The 17,077-nt window shown below is 40.2% G+C and carries 16 protein-coding genes; 5 read left to right on the plus strand and 11 right to left on the minus strand.

All coding sequences use genetic code 11. From position 1 onward, the window contains the following. The first annotated feature begins 329 nt into the window (after positions 1 to 329). From ACYQ28_RS17775 to ACYQ28_RS17785, 3 genes are read left to right on the plus strand one after another with little or no spacing between them, the layout of a single operon-like run. Positions 330 to 1,694: an ArnT family glycosyltransferase gene (locus ACYQ28_RS17775; protein ID WP_460052416.1), complete on the plus strand. Its 1,365-nt coding sequence runs from the start codon at positions 330 to 332 to the stop codon at positions 1,692 to 1,694. A gap of 51 nt (positions 1,695 to 1,745) precedes the next feature. Beyond that, positions 1,746 to 2,120, plus strand: a complete 375-nt coding sequence (locus ACYQ28_RS17780) for a GtrA family protein (protein ID WP_460052417.1) — start codon at positions 1,746 to 1,748, stop codon at positions 2,118 to 2,120. A 4-nt stretch (positions 2,121 to 2,124) separates the two neighbouring features. Continuing rightward, the gene (locus tag ACYQ28_RS17785; RefSeq protein ID WP_460052419.1) at positions 2,125 to 3,132 is read left to right on the plus strand and encodes a glycosyltransferase family 2 protein; all 1,008 of its coding nucleotides are present in this window, start codon (positions 2,125 to 2,127) and stop codon (positions 3,130 to 3,132) included. 117 nt (positions 3,133 to 3,249) lie between these two features. On the opposite strand, the gene ACYQ28_RS17790 is transcribed toward ACYQ28_RS17785, so the two are convergent. The 7 genes from ACYQ28_RS17790 to ACYQ28_RS17820 form a co-directional block, all read right to left on the minus strand. After that, the gene (locus ACYQ28_RS17790; RefSeq protein ID WP_460052421.1) at positions 3,250 to 3,822 is read right to left on the minus strand and encodes a DUF1444 family protein; all 573 of its coding nucleotides are present in this window, start codon (positions 3,820 to 3,822) and stop codon (positions 3,250 to 3,252) included. A 103-nt stretch (positions 3,823 to 3,925) separates the two neighbouring features. After that, a complete protein-coding gene (locus tag ACYQ28_RS17795; RefSeq protein WP_460052422.1) occupies positions 3,926 to 4,162 on the minus strand; it encodes a hypothetical protein in 237 nt (78 codons plus the stop codon). 82 nt (positions 4,163 to 4,244) lie between these two features. Beyond that, positions 4,245 to 5,228: a hypothetical protein gene (locus tag ACYQ28_RS17800; protein ID WP_460052424.1), complete on the minus strand. Its 984-nt coding sequence runs from the start codon at positions 5,226 to 5,228 to the stop codon at positions 4,245 to 4,247. A 492-nt stretch (positions 5,229 to 5,720) separates the two neighbouring features. Beyond that, positions 5,721 to 6,020: a hypothetical protein gene (locus ACYQ28_RS17805; protein WP_460052425.1), complete on the minus strand. Its 300-nt coding sequence runs from the start codon at positions 6,018 to 6,020 to the stop codon at positions 5,721 to 5,723. 206 nt (positions 6,021 to 6,226) lie between these two features. After that, complete coding sequence (locus ACYQ28_RS17810; protein WP_460052427.1) at positions 6,227 to 6,640, minus strand: hypothetical protein; 414 nt, start codon at positions 6,638 to 6,640, stop codon at positions 6,227 to 6,229. 154 nt (positions 6,641 to 6,794) lie between these two features. Then, the gene (locus ACYQ28_RS17815) at positions 6,795 to 7,136 is read right to left on the minus strand and encodes a hypothetical protein (protein WP_460052428.1); all 342 of its coding nucleotides are present in this window, start codon (positions 7,134 to 7,136) and stop codon (positions 6,795 to 6,797) included. Between the two features lie 357 nt (positions 7,137 to 7,493). Continuing rightward, the gene (locus ACYQ28_RS17820; protein WP_460164736.1) at positions 7,494 to 7,799 is read right to left on the minus strand and encodes a hypothetical protein; all 306 of its coding nucleotides are present in this window, start codon (positions 7,797 to 7,799) and stop codon (positions 7,494 to 7,496) included. A gap of 888 nt (positions 7,800 to 8,687) precedes the next feature. Here ACYQ28_RS17820 and ACYQ28_RS17825 point away from each other — a divergent pair. After that, complete coding sequence (locus tag ACYQ28_RS17825; protein ID WP_460052431.1) at positions 8,688 to 10,382, plus strand: diacylglycerol kinase family protein; 1,695 nt, start codon at positions 8,688 to 8,690, stop codon at positions 10,380 to 10,382. Positions 10,383 to 10,564: 182 nt separating this feature from the next. Here the strand turns inward: ACYQ28_RS17825 and ACYQ28_RS17830 are convergent, their stop codons facing one another. The 4 genes from ACYQ28_RS17830 to ACYQ28_RS17845 all read right to left on the minus strand — a co-directional run bounded on the left by ACYQ28_RS17830 (position 10,565) and on the right by ACYQ28_RS17845 (position 16,425). Next, on the minus strand, positions 10,565 to 12,331 hold the full coding sequence (locus ACYQ28_RS17830; RefSeq protein ID WP_460052432.1) for a DUF885 domain-containing protein: 1,767 nt from the start codon (positions 12,329 to 12,331) through the stop codon (positions 10,565 to 10,567). 236 nt (positions 12,332 to 12,567) lie between these two features. Then, positions 12,568 to 14,205 carry an amidase gene (locus ACYQ28_RS17835; RefSeq protein WP_460052433.1) on the minus strand — a complete coding sequence of 546 codons (1,638 nt, stop codon included), beginning with the start codon at positions 14,203 to 14,205 and terminating at the stop codon, positions 12,568 to 12,570. Positions 14,206 to 14,296: 91 nt separating this feature from the next. Beyond that, the gene (locus ACYQ28_RS17840; protein ID WP_460052435.1) at positions 14,297 to 15,496 is read right to left on the minus strand and encodes a hypothetical protein; all 1,200 of its coding nucleotides are present in this window, start codon (positions 15,494 to 15,496) and stop codon (positions 14,297 to 14,299) included. A gap of 191 nt (positions 15,497 to 15,687) precedes the next feature. Further along, the gene (locus ACYQ28_RS17845) at positions 15,688 to 16,425 is read right to left on the minus strand and encodes a hypothetical protein (protein WP_460052436.1); all 738 of its coding nucleotides are present in this window, start codon (positions 16,423 to 16,425) and stop codon (positions 15,688 to 15,690) included. Positions 16,426 to 16,486: 61 nt separating this feature from the next. On the opposite strand from ACYQ28_RS17845, the gene ACYQ28_RS17850 reads away from it, so the two are divergent. Continuing rightward, a complete protein-coding gene (locus ACYQ28_RS17850) occupies positions 16,487 to 16,996 on the plus strand; it encodes a metal-dependent hydrolase (protein WP_460052438.1) in 510 nt (169 codons plus the stop codon). Positions 16,997 to 17,077 lie beyond the last annotated feature (81 nt).

Raw genomic sequence — 17,077 nt, forward strand, 5'->3', positions numbered from 1 at the left:
TGTGTCGCCAATTTCAAGAACGGTAAGTGATTGAAATTGTGAAGAAATTGGAAATCGCATTTTCAATTTCTGCCCTCCGATTAAATCATGGATGAGTTAATCAAAGGTTCCTATAAAAGGTTCCGTCCATAAACTGATATAGGGATAATACAAACAATACAAAGGAGTGTGTTCTAGTGATTAATCATTTTTCGTTAGTAAATCAAACGAAAATAACACATCTTTATTCTAGTTCCCTGGTTATGGTGCCAATAGCTATAACCTGCTCTCTGGCAATAATTATTTTATTTCTAAATGGATTTGTCGAGGTTATCGACCAAGATGAAACCATGTATGCACTTGTTGCAAAATCTTTATTAAATGGAAGTCTGCCCTATCAAGACGTCTTTGATCACAAACCGATAGGCATTTATTATCTATACGCAGCCTTTTTTCTGGTTTTTGGTGTTAACTTTTTTGCAATTCGCATGGCAACTTTGTGTGCCATTTTAATTATCTGTAGCTGCCTTTATTATGGCTTAAAAAAATTACGATTTTCCAACGCCGCCATTTTTACTGCAATTACAGTGTGTTTGGCTTTTCCCTTGGGTTTGGCCGGCGCAGCCGGTAATACAGAAATATTCCAAACGGCAATAATTGCCGTTATTTTCCGAATTTATACACTATATCCCAATGATAAACCGGTTATTCATAACGGATTACTGGTGTGCAATGGTTTATTAGTGGCATTAGGGTTTTCAATTAACTATTTATTTTCTTTTTTGGGATTATTCGCGTATTTAGCGTTTATCACAATCTTATTAATAAACAAACGTTCGTTTATATCAGTCATCAAAATCAGTGCGTGGATTTTATTAGGCTTTGTGGTTGGTAATCTGTTGATCTACTGCGCATTTATAGTGGATTGGATTTCTGGTGGTAACTTAATTCAGGAATATTTCCAAGATCAAAAAACCTTTTTAAGCGGCTATCAATATCCTATTAATAAGAAATACGTCATAGAAAAAGGCTTTTACTGGGTAATTCCGTTTGTCCCTGTAGTATTAGCAGCGTTATCTTCCGGTTGGCATTATAGAGACAAAAAATTTCAAGCCGTTATTTTCTCGGTAATAACAGGCGTTGCTGGCGTAATTGCCGCGGTGATTTCGCGAAGTTTTTTCAATCATTACTGGGTACTTGTTTTAGTGCCGCTGGCGATTTTGGCGGCCGTCGCCTTTGAAAGCAGTAACGATGCTAAACTCAAAAATGTGTTGGTTTTTAGCTTATGTATCTCGCTGTTCGGTTACATGGTAAGCGGATCTGAACGCGTTATTAACCATCATTTAAACCGAGTAGAAGCAAAAGAATCGCATCAAGCGTTTGAGTTTATGGCAAAAAATATCGGAAAAAATGATTTGGTTGCTTCAATATTAACAACGCCCGCGTATCTATTTATTAACAATTTGCATTACTCTCAAAAATACGTCTTTCCTAACCACATTCCCAAGTTAGAAGAATCGGGTGTGCTCGTCGCAGACGAATACTATGTGACATTGTTAGCGAGCAATCCCGACTTTATAATCGCCGATAAAGGATTGTGTATAGAAACTCTGGTAGAAAACCTAGACAGCACCTGTACACTGATTGATGAGCAGTATGAGTTTTTAGCCGATTTTGATGGCTGGTGGCCGGTAGAAATTTATAAGCGGTTGTAAACGGTTATAGGCAAAGCGACAGCGCAAGAACCAAAAAAGCAGAGATGTATCATGCAAATTATTAAATACGGATTGGTTGGCGCTTTTGGCACAGCTTTACATTATTTGGTACTTATTATTTTTGTTGAGCTAATGAGTGCTCCAATCGAAATAGGTACCTCCGTCGGCTTTATTGTCGGCGTCATTTTTAACCACCATTTTAATCACAAAGTAACGTTTAAAAGTGAGATAAATTACCGAGAAACTTTGTGGAAGTCGTTTCTTGTAGCCTGTTTGATGTTTCTTGCAAATTTACTGTTAATGGCGGTATTTATACGCGTTTTAGCGATTAATTACATTGTAGCGCAAGTAGTAGCTACGGGAATTGTATTCGTACTAGGTTACTTACTTAATAAAAGTATAGTCTTCATATCAAAAAAGGATTAAGAATATGTATGTCACTATTGTAGTTCCCGCCTATAACGAGAGCGAAGTACTGGAGACATTTTATAAAACGCTTAATCCTATTATTAGTAACCTCAAAGTTGGCGCGGAAATACTGTTTGTAAACGACGGCAGTAAAGACAATACGCTGGATATAATTAAAGTCTTAGCTAAAAAAGATTCGAGAATTTCTTACATTAATTTAAGTCGCAACTTTGGTAAAGAAGCCGCGATGTCAGCGGGATTAGATAAAGCCGACGGTGACGCAGTTATTTTTATTGACGCCGATCTTCAAGACCCACCTGAATTAATTCCCGTAATGATCGAAAAATGGTTAGAGGGTTATGATGGTGTATTTGCGCGTAGAACTAAGCGTGATACCGATACCTATGTAAAGCGCAAAACAGCGCAATGGTTTTATCGCTGCATGGGAAAATTAAGCCGAGTAGAGATTCCCGAAAATACCGGCGATTTTCGACTAATTTCTCGTCGTTCTGTATTGGCGTTACGAAAACTGCCCGAGACCAACCGCTTTATGAAAGGGCTGTTTGCGTGGGTAGGTTACCCACAAGCGGAAGTTACCTATGAGCGACCCGAACGCGCCGCTGGAGATACCAAGTTCAATTATTGGAAACTCTGGAATTTCGCCCTCGACGGAATTACGGCGTTTTCAACGCTACCGCTACGCATGGCCAGCTACATTGGTGGATTACTGGCATTGGGCGCGTTTATTTACGGCATGGTTATTATTTTAAAAACGCTACTTTGGGGCGATCCTGTTGCAGGATACCCTTCATTAATGGTGGTAATGCTGTTTTTGGGTGGCCTGCAATTAATGTTTATGGGTGTGTTTGGTGAATATCTAGGGCGAATGTTTGAAGAAGTTAAACGCAGGCCATTATATTTAATAGAAACCCATCATAAATCTAACATTTCTGTGAATCGCGATATCGTTTCGGTGATACCTAAATCTGGGTCGATAAATACAATAGAAATACAAACCGAACCTGCCTAATTATTTTTGCGGCATTTTCGCGACTTTTTTGCAATTTACCACCAATATTGCAAACCCTAATCATGCAGTTGATAGTATTCACAATGTCGGTGGATTTTTAACTGCTTGAATCTAAGATTAGTCGATAACTTCTTCCCATCCGGTTGGTGTTGGTTTATAGATTAGTTTCGACAACGAATGAGTATCGTCAAGTTTCATTTGTGACAGGATTTCTCGAAGCGCCTTTAGGCCATCTGCGTTGTTGCGTGCGTAAAGGACAAAATCGCGGTGCGGAAATGTCGCCGCAATAGAACCGCCTATTTCTTTTTCTAGATGCTGCCATAGATTAGGGAATAAAATAGAACACGCTGCCATATTGTCTGGCGCGGTTAATTCGTAAATGATTTCGTTCGTTCCTATCTGAGCACCACGTATGGCTTCTATGCTATTTGCTAAAGCCGATTCTCTTAATTGTGATCGCTGAATATTGTATTCCTTGAGGCTTAAAGGTGTAGCCATAACATAACTTGGGCCGATATCAATGGCGTAAGTTAACAACAAGTCACCAGCGATTCGCTCCGTAATCGGTAGAGATGACTCCGTCATACCCTCAAGGCTGTTTAAATAGGTTAGAAAATTATCGTTTTTTATACGCGGCACAATCAAAGGTGCTTGTTGATTGGGCTGCTGATTATCAGATGAAGAGGTCATTTTTACCTGTCCTTAGGTTACGAGTTAAAATCGATAAGTACCGAAATAAAAAATTACACATCGACAAAAATTAAAAAGTATTAAATCTTTTAGTTCAACAGAATTATTTGCTCATACCGCTTAATTTCTGACTAAGTTCACTCAGACGATTTTGCATAGCAGCATCAATCTCTTCCGGTTTAATGCGTTTTATAACGCTCTTTAGCACTTCAATTTCTTCATTGGTAATTACACCATCTGCTTCGGCTAATGTAACCAATTTGTCCAATTCACTGGCGTCCAGTTTACCGTCGTTTGAAAAACACTCAATCGCTAGCAGTGACATCTCTATGTGAGCCATGCATTGATCCCTATATTTAGATTGAGCATAAAATAATACCAACTTGAGCTTATAAGAGAAACTCAAAATAATTAATATTTTTCTAATTATTTAATTTATCCACAATTTGCGCATCGGTAGTTGTGTAACTGCGGTAAATAGTGTGAGAACTGCCAATGGTCGATTTATCAGAAAAGCCGAATGCTTTGTTACCTTTTCCAGAGATACTTAATGCAGTACCTACAAGGTAAAACTGGTTGTACGGATTTACGATATCTTCTTCTGATAAATCCGTTAGCATTAATAAAGCTCCTCCACTAGCACCGGAAAATACTACGGTATTCATAGAAAAGTAGTCGCCGTAAGTTCCTAATCCATCTGTGAAATCTTTGTTGCTAATTCCATCGTCGTAGGTCAATACCGCCCCATCTTGCCCTTTATAATCGTCACTACTGTAGCCGGCTGAGATGATAACGGATTGTTTGTTGTAGAAAATCATATCGGAAGGCGGCATGGTAACTTCGTTTTTAATTAAAATGGGTTTTATTTCAGAAAAAGGAATTTTTTCATCAAAAGACAATATCGCGGCGTCTTGTTTTAAATTATATGCCTCAAGTTTTAAAAGTTTCTCAACTCTTTTTCCAGACTTTATTGTGGTAAGCCATTTAATACTCTTAATATCAATAAGAGCTCCCGTTTTAGTTTCGCCAAAGCAATGGCCAGCACTATTAATTACACGACTCGACTGACCCGGAGTGGTTGCAATCAAACTCCCCGAGCAAGTATTTTCAGTTTTTTCGTCCGTGTGGGATACAATAATTTTTCCGACGGCATCAAGAACTGCTGGTGACGATTGGGTTTTTACTTTTCTGCGGTCAATTTTTTTGAGTTCGGTTAAATCCGTGTAAATTGTAAAACCTTCTTTCTCGTAACTCGGAATATCTGTACTAACCTGATGTAGTTTCGAATAGGGATAGTTTTGGCGTGGAATATTTGTACTAATTTTTGAAGAATTACTCTCGGTTGCTAATGTAGTAAATGAAGAAAATAATAATAAAATCAATAACTTGTTAGGTAATACTTTCATTTAAATGTCACACACCCAGATATCCCGAAAGCCACAAGGTTTAACGGTTACTTGCTTTTCAACATTCGATTATAGACCGCCGAAGTTTGCCTCACTTTTAGAAAAAGAGACAGTTATGAGAGTTAAATAATGGATATGAGTCAGGTTGGAATGTTCGTTATGTGGGGCGCGTAACCCGAGTGAGCTGGCGAGAACTTACCGTAGTAAATACTGGAAAACGAACTCTTTAAAGATGTTAGGTTTCTACGGTGTTGGAGCAATAAAAGATAATCTGATTTAAACTGGTAGAGTGTATTCAACAAAATATACACATGCCAGAATAAACTATAGAAACCTCTGATTAACTCATCCATGATTTAATCAGAGGACAGAAATTGAAAATGCGATTTCCAATTTCTTCACTATTTCAATCACTTACCGTTCTTGAAATTGGTGACACATCCTTGTGTCGTGAGAAACTCTAGGTTAATCAGAGTTTCCTATAAATACATCCTAGATAGCATCTGTATTTTTAGCATAATTGTAGTGGTAAATAGCGCCAACTGAAATCCCGGTTAACAGTAAAAAACAGTATTCAATACTTATATGGAAACCAAAAATCGAAGCAATGAAAGATGCTCCTAAAATAGAAGCACTCAAGTAGTTGTTCACCTTGAGTCTGACCAAAACATAATACATAGGTGAACCGACAATTAATGCCAACAAGAAAACCACAATAACTGACACTGAATAAGTTAATAACGAAAATATTATAAATGTGAAAATTTGTAATATTTCGGTTGCTTCGGTCATAGCAGATACGGCAGATATGAATAAGATTGGTACGCAGCCGAATATTGAGGCGTACATAGATGACGAAGCGGCGTTGAAAACTGGGTTCATAGATGTAATAAATTTGATCGAAGATGCTATATCCATTGATAGAAAATCGGCAAATATAACATGGATACGATAATGTGGGGCTGCATTATTTTAGTAAATGGAAACCGAAATTAAAATTAAGTAGAAGTTGAATTGTTTATTCTTAAAATACTTATTTTAACCAAAGAGATGAGCGAAATTGTAAAAAAAACCATGATGCTAACTAGGGCCATAATACCGCCAGCTGCGAGTGTTCCCGTAGCGGTGTGAACGTAGAGAATCACACTGCATGGAATAACGGAGAGTAGACATATTGATTCACTCTTTATTATTCCCTTTTGGTTGCGAATTGATATTGCCGCAGCAAGTGGGATGATAAATGTAAGCACCGACAACCATTGAGAAGTTGATCCAAAGTCGGAAATAATGTATCGCTCAATAAGATCGGGCTGTGCCTGATTTCCTTCCTCAATTGGTCCGCTACATGTAGATAAAGGAAGAGTTAAAGAAAAAACCAATAACAACCCAAAAAATATTCTCAAAATATACATTTATTGTCTCGATTACCTTTTGTGTAACTTAATAATCTGGTTGTACCAGAAATATTGATCTATTCCAATCAATAATGTTGCCTTGTATACTGTTTCTAATATAACTCAAAGTGTACAAAATTAAACTTGTTTAGCTTGAGATTTTATGAGGTAATTAGATGCTTGCTGCTCTATAAATATAAATTACGTAAACTAAAATACAGGCTGCGAAAATAATTGCGGGCATAACTCCTGCCCAATAAATAATATACTGGCGAATTAAAAGCTTGTTTTTATATTTTGGTTTAACAAGTCCAGACCAACCTAAAATTAACGTTGTTACACCAGCAACTAATGTTGCGAGTGGAAAGAGCTCGTATGATATTAATAGATGACCTACCAATTGCTCTTCGCCGGAAGAATTAAACCTATTTAGGGCGAAGAAAAGCCAGAAAAAATACACGGTTAAACAGGTGTAAATAGTAATAATTCCAATTTCGTCTTTATGTATTTTCATGGTCCTTCATGACCGTTTTTTATGATTACATTTGCTGGTTGTGTGTTAAAGATTTTTTCCTGGAATCAGCCGATATTCTGTGAAAATCTAGCAGTCTTTTTTCAGATCCAAACAACGCTCCAAATCCGTGCCTGTTAAATCTTGGTATATAGATGCTCTACGATAGTAATCGTGAGCTTACTCATAATCTTTATTCTCGTAAAATTTATTTGCTTCGAGAACTAATTCATTGTGGCAAGTAAATTTGAATTTCTTCGATGCTTGGCTTAGAACAAGCTCGTTTATTACCGTAAATAAAAAGAACTATTAAAAAGTTCAGTCCTTTGAAAATCACTGCCGTTATATACAATATTTAATTTAGTCGTAAATTTCGGGCCAATTGATATCAGAGTTCTCGATCTCGTCAATATACTCCTTCATAGATTGAGCCCATAAATCAGTGAAAACTATAAGCTTCCAATTTTTTCTTCCTTTTTTACCACTTAGAGTATAGTTTCCACTCCAATATGTAATTTCTTCGTTATCTGATTCAACCCATTCTAGATCTACTCTTGTTGCATGTATAACTTTATTACATGATTCTCGGATCGTTAGATCAAAGCTATTATTTTCCATTTGGCCGATGGATCTGTTGTTAGAAACAATATTTTCTGCAGAATTCAAAAAACACTTATTTCCATGGGAATTCAACAAATCCTCAAACATTCTTAGGGATATTGATACTTCGATAATATATCGACTCAGAATCTCTTCTAGTGTTCGGGAATATTCAAGCCAGGATTCTGATTTACATACAAATTCAGACTTCTTACTCCCAACGCTTGTGCAATAACTATTGCTTGCGAGCGCTAGTTGTCGAATTAGAAATAGTTTTTCTCTCATAGCTTGGGTATTAAATATATGAGGCATTGTTACTTCCTATTTTGAATTTCTTCAAGGGGCTGAAGTTTGCAACATATCCGGTACTACTGTAGATGTGTTAGTAGGGTTTTTTTCGAACGCTATCTCTAAACCTCTGTTACGTCAATCTTCCGCTTTATGTGGCGTTAATTTCATCTTTTAAAGTTAATTTGGCGAAAAAATTAGATTTCCGTTGCAGCTTTTGGGTTAGATGGCTGTGACTGATTTTTATTAAGTTAACAGGTTGAGAAGTATTGAAGTTAATGTTTAGAGTTGGTTGTTTCGAGCTGTAATTTGGTTTTAGGTTTTATTAACTCGGGCTAATGGTAATTTTCTAGGCTTATTAAATTTCTATCTAATTGATTTTTAATTTTTAAAGTTACCGTTTATTTGCCATTTTTTTTAAAAACTGATGGTGTTTTTCTACTGTTAAAAGACTAAATATAAATAATATTTTTATTGAGGAAAGGAGTTTTGTCTTTTGGTCGATGTTTAATTAATGGTATTTTTTACACGTATTTTCTCTACTTTTGTAATTTTTACACTGGATCGGTATTTGCTGTGTTATTGGCTATCTATCTAATATTGATAGTCTTAATAAATACAAACTGCACAGAATTGAATACAGAGTAAAAATAAAGAGAGGGTATTGTGGAATACATTGGATCTATTTATTTGCTCGTCGGTGTCTTGTTTGCGATTGCGGCTTGGTTTACGCCAGTTCTTGTCTTAAAAGCCTTGTTGTTGTGGTGTGCACTGTCGGTTTTTGTGGTTGGTGTTGCTTATGTGCTTAACAAGCCTGCAATCTTTAGAAAACGCCTTGATGGTCGTATTACTTGGTGGACGCGCTGGTTGTTTATTCCTTTCTTATTGTTTGCCAAATTTTACAATGAGATTGTAAGAAGTCGCGACAAGGTGCCGCGTGTACAAAAGATTTCTCCTAATCTTTATTTGGCGGGCCGTTTAACGCGCTCTACCCTACCTGTTATCGAGTCCGAAAATATCACCGCTGTATTGGACGTAACCGCCGAGTTTGATGCCTTAAATTGGGAGAGTGAGAAGCTCGGTATTCAATATTTGAATGTTCCGGTGCTTGATCATTCTATTCCTACGGTTGATCAGTTGAATAAGGCGATTCGCTGGATTGATCATCAAATCAGTGGTGGCGGTAAGGTGGTGGTTCATTGTGCACTTGGTCGTGGCCGTTCGGTCTTGGTGATGATGGCGTATTTGATTGTTAAGCATAAAAAAGACGATATTAGAGCCATGCTTAGCGAGGTAAAAGAGATTCGTAATACCGCGAATTTGAATCGTAAACAGTACAAACACCTTCATAAACTCTACACGTCGGGTAAGTTAGAACTGCTTCAAGACGCGTGGATTATTGCAAATCCTAATTCGGGTTCGGGTAATTTGGGCGAAATTAAACCGCAGATAATTAATGCTTTAAAAGAGTATTACAACTTAACCCTGCGTGAAATGAACAAACAACAAAGTCCAAAACAATTGGTTGAACAAGCCAAAGCTAACGGAGCTAAAATGATTATCGCCTGCGGCGGCGATGGTACCGTTGCTGCGGTTGCCGAGCATGTGGCTAATTCCAATATTCGGCTGGGCATTATTCCCAACGGTACTGCTAATTCGGTTGCCAAGGTATTGTTTGGTTTAACCGAAACCACCACAGAAGCTGCGTGTAATATTTTGATTGAAGGTAATGTTCGCACCATTGATACCGCAACGTGCAATGACAAAATGATGATGCTGGTCGCGGGTGTTGGTTTTGAAGAAACCATGGTACGTGAAGCCGTGCCCGATAAAGAATCCCTTGGTCAAATGGCTTACATAAAAAGCTTATGGTCCGCTATTAGCGAAAATAAAAACCTCAGCATTAAAATGACGTTAGATGGTGATCGCGTTATTGAGGCTAAAACACCGAGTTTAACGATTGCTAATATTGCGCCCATTACCTCTGTACTCGCGCAAGGTAACGGTGAGCCAGAATATCGTGACGGTTTATTGGATATCACGTGGTTAGATACCTTTGATGCGAGCCACGCTAAATATATGAGTATGTTCGATTTAACCATGGCTGGGTTTTCACCTGAAGCGGCTAAATCGAACGAGAATATTCATCATTGCCAAGCCAAAACCATTGAGTTAGAAATTGAAGGTGCAGAGAACTATGTTCTTGATGGCGAGATTTTCGAAGATTTACCCTTAACCATTAAGGTGCAACCATCGTCGTTGCATGTACTTGCGCCAGAATTGGCTGAAGTTCAACAGCGTCAAGCAGTTAATATTGATGATGGTGAAAATTCTAATTCAGAAGAAAAATCTGCGGCCTAAGAGGAAATCAGAAAAAGTCTTTTTGAAAGTGTTTTGACCTTTTTTGAAATCGTTTTTGATATTGTTTTTGACAGTAACGTTATTTTTAAACAAAAACCGCCGAAAATTATCGGCGGTTTTTTTATGTGAACCTCTGATTAACTCATCCCTGATTTAAGCAGATATTTAATGGTTGGCGATTATCAGCTTTGTGTTGCCAACCATTTATCCATCAATTCTTCTAAAATCGATAAAGGAACGGCGCCATTTTCTAACAAAGCATCGTGGAAGGCGCGAACGTCAAATTGATCACCCAATTTTTGTTCAGCGTTTTCACGCAATTCACGAATTTTTAATTCCCCGATTTTGTAGGCCAATGCTTGGCCGGGCCAGGTAATGTACCGATCTACTTCGGCGGTGATGTTGTGCAAGCTTAATGCGGAATTTTCGGCCATAAAATCAATGGCTTGTTGGCGAGTCCAGCCTTTGGCGTGAATGCCCGTATCAACCACCAAGCGCAGTGCGCGCCACATTTCGTAACTTAGACGGCCAAAATTGGTGTAAGGGTTATCGTAAAAACCCACCTCTAAACCTAGGCGCTCTGCGTATAAACCCCAACCTTCAATAAATACGGTGTTGTTAATGTCGCGGCGAAAATTAGGCACATCGTTTTCGTACGCAAGGGCAATTTGTAAATGATGGCCCGGTACCGCTTCGTGCAGGGTGAGTGCTTCGAGGGTGTATAGCGGACGAGCTTCAAGCAGCGAGGTGTTTATGTAATAAAAACCGGCTCTTGAGCCATCGGCGGCACCCGGTGAGTAATAAGCCGTTGTGGTTTTTTCGGCGATATCGGCCGGTACTTCTTTAATGCCGTAGGGGTTTCTGGGTAATTTGCCAAACAGTTTTGGCAGTTCGCCATCCATTTTTTTAGCGATGGTGCTTACGTGTGCGACTAATTCTTCTGGTGTTTTTGCGTAAAACTGCTTATCGGTGCGCAGGTATTGAATAAATTCTTGTAGGCCACCGTCGAACTCGGCCTGTTTAATGGCAGCAATCATTTCGTCGCGAATACGTTTTACTTCGCTTAAACCAATGTTATGAATCTGATCGGCGGTTAATTCCGTGGTGGTGTATTTGCCAATTAGAAATTGGTAAAGCTCGTCGCCTTTTGGCCAATTAGATGCGCCGGGAATTTTGGCGCAATTAGGTTGGTATTCTTTTGTATAGAATTCACCGAATAACGCAATTTGTGGAATTACCGATTCTTTAATGACAGCTTTTGCTTGGGCTTGTAATGTTGTCTTGCGTTCTTCAGAAAATTTATTCGGTAGCTTTAAAAAAGGTTCGTAGAATTTACTGTCTTCTGGATTTTTTACCACATGGGTAGCAATGGAGTTTTCGTAACCGGCCATGGACTCACAGCTTTGTACCAACCCGAGCGATACAGCTTCGCGCGCGACTTCCAGTTCGTGGGCCATAAATTCTGGCACCGCTTGCAAGCGCTTTATGTAGTTTTGGTAATCTTTGTCGGTAAACAGTGGCGCCTGGCCTAAAAAATACACTAATTCTAAATGCGGGCCGGAGCGATTGGTGATGTTAAATAAATCAGTTTTATGAATGTGTTCACCAACATTTACATTTAATTCGTGGGTGAGCAATTCATAATTTAATTGGTTTTTAGGCGTTAGCGAATTGAGATTTAGCTTCGCTAATTTGGTTAATAACTTACTTTGAAAATCACTGTGTGCGGCTAAACCTTCCAGCGAGTTATCGGGCAGCTTATCGTTGTATCGCAAGTCTCCGTAGTCAGATGCTTGAAACGGATGTGTTTGTAAGAAGTATTGCCAGTGTTCGTCGAGCAGCTTTTCGAATTTTTTGTTTTCATCGGCGTGGGACGAGGCACTAAATGCGATGCAGCTGGCGAAAGCCACAACTTTGAAGGCACGAATTTTTTGGGTCAGCAGTTTCATGGTCGCCCTTTTAGGCTAAAGGTTAAAATCAACGTACGATTTAAGAAATCTGTTGTAAAAGACGAACCAAAAACCAGCTTCCCGAAATTCGTCAGAGCTTACTATTCATTTTGGGAGTGTTTAGGAATTGCATAGTGGGTGAGGTTGTTGTGCTAGAAACACATCCTTGTGTTTTTTAGGCGATATACCTGATAGACACCTTGTTTGCTCAGAGCTACAGATCTATGACGATGTGATTACGGACTTGTAGATACCGTTGGTAAAAACTGCGGTGCTTTAAACGCTTGATGACCTTGCTCAAAGGCGTAGGCGTAGTTGATTAGCTCGGCATCGCTCCATTTTGCGCCAAAAAATAATAAACCGACGGGTAAACCGTGATCAAATCCGGCGGGAACCGTAATGGCTGGATAGCCAGAGACCGCAGCCGGTGACGATGAGCCGTAAATTTTGCCGTCACCCAAGACCGGGTCAATAGGTGGTGCGGGTGTGTAGGCCGGGGCAATGAGCGCGTCGAGTTTATGCATTTTCAGGGCGGCATCAATACCTTCTGGGCCGCTTAGGCGCTTCGCAATTTGCAGCGCTTTTAAATATTCTTCGTTCGATAAAGCGCCTTTGTTATTCGCCAATATCAGCGTGTTTTGGCCAAAAAACGGTAATTCTTGATCGGCGTGTTGTTGATTAAAAGCAATAATATCGTCGAGATTTTTAATGTTTTTGTCGCCGCGTTTGGCGAAGTATTGATTGATATCGTGCTTAAAGTCGTACAGTAAAACCGTAAATTCCGCCGCTGAATATTCGCCGTAATTAGGCAAATCCACTTCTACTAATTCTGCGCCCAAGGCTTCGAGTGTTTTAACCGCTTTGGCAAAAACCTCGTCGGTGCCTTCGTGACGGCCGGTAAAATGGCTGACAATGCCCAAATGTTTGCCTTGAAGACTCGTCTGGCTAAGACCCGCGGCAAAGTCGCGTTTGTGTTTATTGGCCTGCGCCGTGTAAGGGTCGCTTCGGTCTGTTCCGGCAATAATCGACAGCAACATAGCGGCGTCGGTTACGGTTTTTGCCATGGGCCCGGCGGTGTCTTGGCTGTGTGACAGCGGAATAATGCCGCTGCGGCTGACCAATCCCAGCGTTGGTTTGATACCCACAATGCCATTCATAGACGACGGGCACAAAATCGAGCCATCGGTTTCGGTGCCTATGGCCAGCGGTGCGAATCCGGCTGCAACAGCGACAGCACTGCCAGAGCTAGAGCCACAGGGGCTGCGATCGGTGACGAAGGCGTTTTTGGTTTGCCCGCCGCGGCCACTCCAGCCGCTGATCGACGGTGACGAACGGAAATTGGCCCATTCGCTTAAATTGGTTTTTCCAAAAATCAGCGCGCCCGATTCACGCAGTTGTTTCACAATAAAGGCGTCATTTTTGGCGGGACTATTCATTAATGCCAGCGAGCCAGCGGTGGTTAACATCTTGTCACCGGTATCGATATTGTCTTTTAACAGTACCGGTAAACCGTGCAGCGCAGACTGTGGTGATTTGCTATCGAGTTCTTTGGCGATAGCAACATAATCGGGATTCAACTCGACAACGGCATTCAGTGTTGGGCCGTTATCGTCAATTTGTGCGATGCGTTTGGCGTAGATGTTTGCCAGTGTTTCGATACTGAGTTTTTTCTTGGCGATCTGGCGACTTAAAACATCACCGTTGAGGTATACCGTATCTTCGAAGGTATCTGGTGAGGGTTTGGATTTTTGCAGAGACTGCCCAAAAGACAGAGTTGAGTTGAAGAGTAAGGCGCCTAAACCTAACGCACAAATACGCTTGGCTAGTTTGTGAGACGAATGAGATTTTGGGTGGGAAAAAGGAATCGGTACCAAGGGTTTCTCCTAGCGGAATGCTTTTTCAATAAATTAAGCATAACACAGGGAAATTTTTTGTTGGTTTGCCGTAAGCGTTTAACCGTAAGCCTTAATCTTGATTTTTGTCGGTGGGGTCTGGCGACGACTTTTTCGGTGAAATCGTAATAATTGGAATAACGTGAGGCTGACTAGCGCTGTTATCTAAAGCCGCGCTTGATGCTGGCTGATCGGAAGTTTGTGTTTGTTGTTTTTGTTTTGCTGTACTGAGAGCATCAGTAGTTATTTCAGTATCGGTAATTAATTTGGTATCGAGAGTATCGCTGGTGACTTCTATACTTTTTGTGGTGTCATCGGTCGTAAAAACATGATCTTTACTGCTTTGATAAAAGCTGGGTTTTTTAACCTTCTCGGCAATAATTTGCCCGGTTAATAATATTGGGCCAAGGAGTCCCGCTGCTCCTTGTTGTGCTTCTATATAATCCAGATCGTTGGTCACTTCACGTTGATGCGCCGCGACAATACTTTTATCAATGTTTTGGTCGGACTTAATGGCATGCAGTTGTCGTTCTAATTCAATTAAACGATTTCTTTCTTGAGCATCAATAGATTCTGGTTTGAATTCGCTGATTTTAAACGATTGCGAATTAATATTGATGGTGCTGGTATCACTGCCTTCTAGTGTGTTCGAGCCTTTATTACAAACAACAATTTGCGATTTTTGGTCATTGAGCGTGCAGTTATCGTTGGCGAGGTTTTTAACGATATCCGCATCTTGCACAGTTTGATTAAATTCGGCATTAACCGCCGATTGTATTTGCTGCTGCAAGCTGAAAAGCTGGCGAGGTTTTGACGTATTTTTAGTGGTTTCTTTTTGGGGTGCGTCAGGTTCTGTGATAGTTTCGGTAATAGGTGCTTCAATAATTGGATTGATTACCGGCGGCTGTTGAACCACGTTTTCTGGAGTTATTTGTTCTGGAGTTATTTGTTCTGGAATTGTTTGTTTTGGCGCTGTTTGTTCTGAAGCGATTTGTTCCGGCTCCGGCTCCGGTATCGGTTTTGGTGTTTCTACTAAATCGCTACCAATAATTGATTCTTCGGTTTTGGTTAAATCTGGCTCGTCTATTTTTGGAATAGCTAAAAGTTGCGGTGTTAAATCGATAGATAAGGTGGTTGATGTAATTTGAGGTGCAAAAGCCGATTGGCGTGGCAGCGAAAAAAACGCATCAATAACAAGAAATAAAACCGCATGAGCAATGCCGCTCAGTGCCAGCGCTAGGCCGAGTATGGTTCGATTCGATGGTATTTTCACCCGTGAGTCCTTCTTTATGTACACTACGGGTGAAGTGATAGTCCTTCCAGAGAATGAAAAAGAGCCGTTATCTTTTAATTACTCTGATGCACACGTAGTGTCCATCCGACCGGTTGGCGCATTTAGAGTTCATCAAAAAGTAATCAAATTTTGTAAGCTGATCTACCGGGAGTAAACGCTCTGCACAGCGCTTAAAGACTGATAGCGTTATTCACGTAAATAGCCATTTCTATATTCGTTTCGCTGCCGGTATACACTTTGGGTTGGTAACCGAGCTCATCGGGTACCAATTCCAACCAATTCCAACCGGGTTGGGCAATGGTGAGGTTCTCGGTATGCAGATCGGTAGATATGTCGCCCTTAATAACGCAAGGTTTTGAGAAATACACCAAAATTAAATGATTACCACTGTGTTTATTGATAAAACCGCCGCCGCCGGGTTCTGAATTGGGAAAGCCGTGAAAGGTACCTACACGAATAAGAGCCGTGTCTGCGGGGCGGATATTCATTTTTGATGAAGGCTTTGCGATGTCTTGTGGCGATTCAGGCAAATCTAACTGAAATTGTTTTTGTGTAACGACCACTTCTGCCAACATTTGATTGTTAGGTGTGCCGACCAGACCTCCCGGAATTGCAGGAAACCAGAGCGTTAATCCTTCATCTACGGTTTCTAATAAAAGTGGTGCACGGCTGGTGGAGTACTTTTGGTAGGTTAAGGTAAATGAAGCTGGTTTCACGGTTTGTTGTTCAAGAACGATCAAGGGGTCGCAACCGTGCAACATAAAGCTTATTAATAGCAGGCCAATGGTGCGCTTGTAGGTTGGCCCTCGATCAGTTCGTGATTGAGTCAGTCGTGATTGTATGAATTCGATAGCGAACTTTACCTTTGGTAACAAAAATTTGTCGCGATCTGTGGAATGAATTTGCATAGTGGCGCTCAAATGGTTTTCTGTTTTCATCAATTGACTGAACTATATTTCTTTAGATTTCATGGTTATTGCCCATTTACCCTCGGGTTATTTACTGTCGCGTTTTTTGTTTGATCGCTTAGGTTTGTCGAGCGGCTCTACGGGCATTTTGATGTTTTTGGGGCTTCTAGGAGCAATATTTCCTGATTTTGACCTGATCTATTTTTACTGGGTCGATCATGGCTTAGTGCATCATCATCGCTATTTTATACACTGGCCCAGCTTTTGGCTGTTGTTGAGCATCATTTCTGTGCTTTGGCTAAAATTATCGCCACTTTGGATCTCGGCATCCACAGTAAAATACGCGCCGTTATTTTTTAGTCTCGGCGGTCTTTCACACGTATTTTTAGATGCCTACGTCGGCGATCTTTGGTTATTCGCGCCCTTTTACGATAAATCCTTCTCTCTGTTTCACGTGCCTGCACGTTACAAACCATGGTGGTTAAACTTTATTTGGCATTGGACATTTATCGCCGAGTTACTTCTGTGTGCGTGGGCAGGCATTGTTTATAAGAAAAGAGGTTTATTGTAAGGCTTTGGTGTTTGAGTTATCGGTGGAAATTGCTGATTTGCTCGGCCTTGGGTAACTGGAGTCTCTAGGTTAATCAGAGTT

Source organism: Sessilibacter sp. MAH1 (genome assembly GCF_054658315.1).

Bases quoted from the DNA above. Each gene is read 5' to 3' on its own strand.
- ACYQ28_RS17775 (WP_460052416.1), top strand. From the start codon at position 330: ATGTATGCACTTGTTGCAAAATCTTTATTAAATGGAAGTCTGCCCTAT.
- ACYQ28_RS17780 (WP_460052417.1), top strand. From the start codon at position 1,746: ATGCAAATTATTAAATACGGATTGGTTGGCGCTTTTGGCACAGCTTTA.
- ACYQ28_RS17785 (WP_460052419.1), top strand. From the start codon at position 2,125: ATGTATGTCACTATTGTAGTTCCCGCCTATAACGAGAGCGAAGTACTG.
- ACYQ28_RS17790 (WP_460052421.1), bottom strand. From the start codon at position 3,822: ATGACCTCTTCATCTGATAATCAGCAGCCCAATCAACAAGCACCTTTG.
- ACYQ28_RS17795 (WP_460052422.1), bottom strand. From the start codon at position 4,162: ATGGCTCACATAGAGATGTCACTGCTAGCGATTGAGTGTTTTTCAAAC.
- ACYQ28_RS17800 (WP_460052424.1), bottom strand. From the start codon at position 5,228: ATGAAAGTATTACCTAACAAGTTATTGATTTTATTATTATTTTCTTCA.
- ACYQ28_RS17805 (WP_460052425.1), bottom strand. From the start codon at position 6,020: ATGACCGAAGCAACCGAAATATTACAAATTTTCACATTTATAATATTT.
- ACYQ28_RS17810 (WP_460052427.1), bottom strand. From the start codon at position 6,640: ATGTATATTTTGAGAATATTTTTTGGGTTGTTATTGGTTTTTTCTTTA.
- ACYQ28_RS17815 (WP_460052428.1), bottom strand. From the start codon at position 7,136: ATGAAAATACATAAAGACGAAATTGGAATTATTACTATTTACACCTGT.
- ACYQ28_RS17830 (WP_460052432.1), bottom strand. From the start codon at position 12,331: ATGAAACTGCTGACCCAAAAAATTCGTGCCTTCAAAGTTGTGGCTTTC.
- ACYQ28_RS17845 (WP_460052436.1), bottom strand. From the start codon at position 16,425: ATGCAAATTCATTCCACAGATCGCGACAAATTTTTGTTACCAAAGGTA.
- ACYQ28_RS17850 (WP_460052438.1), top strand. From the start codon at position 16,487: ATGGTTATTGCCCATTTACCCTCGGGTTATTTACTGTCGCGTTTTTTG.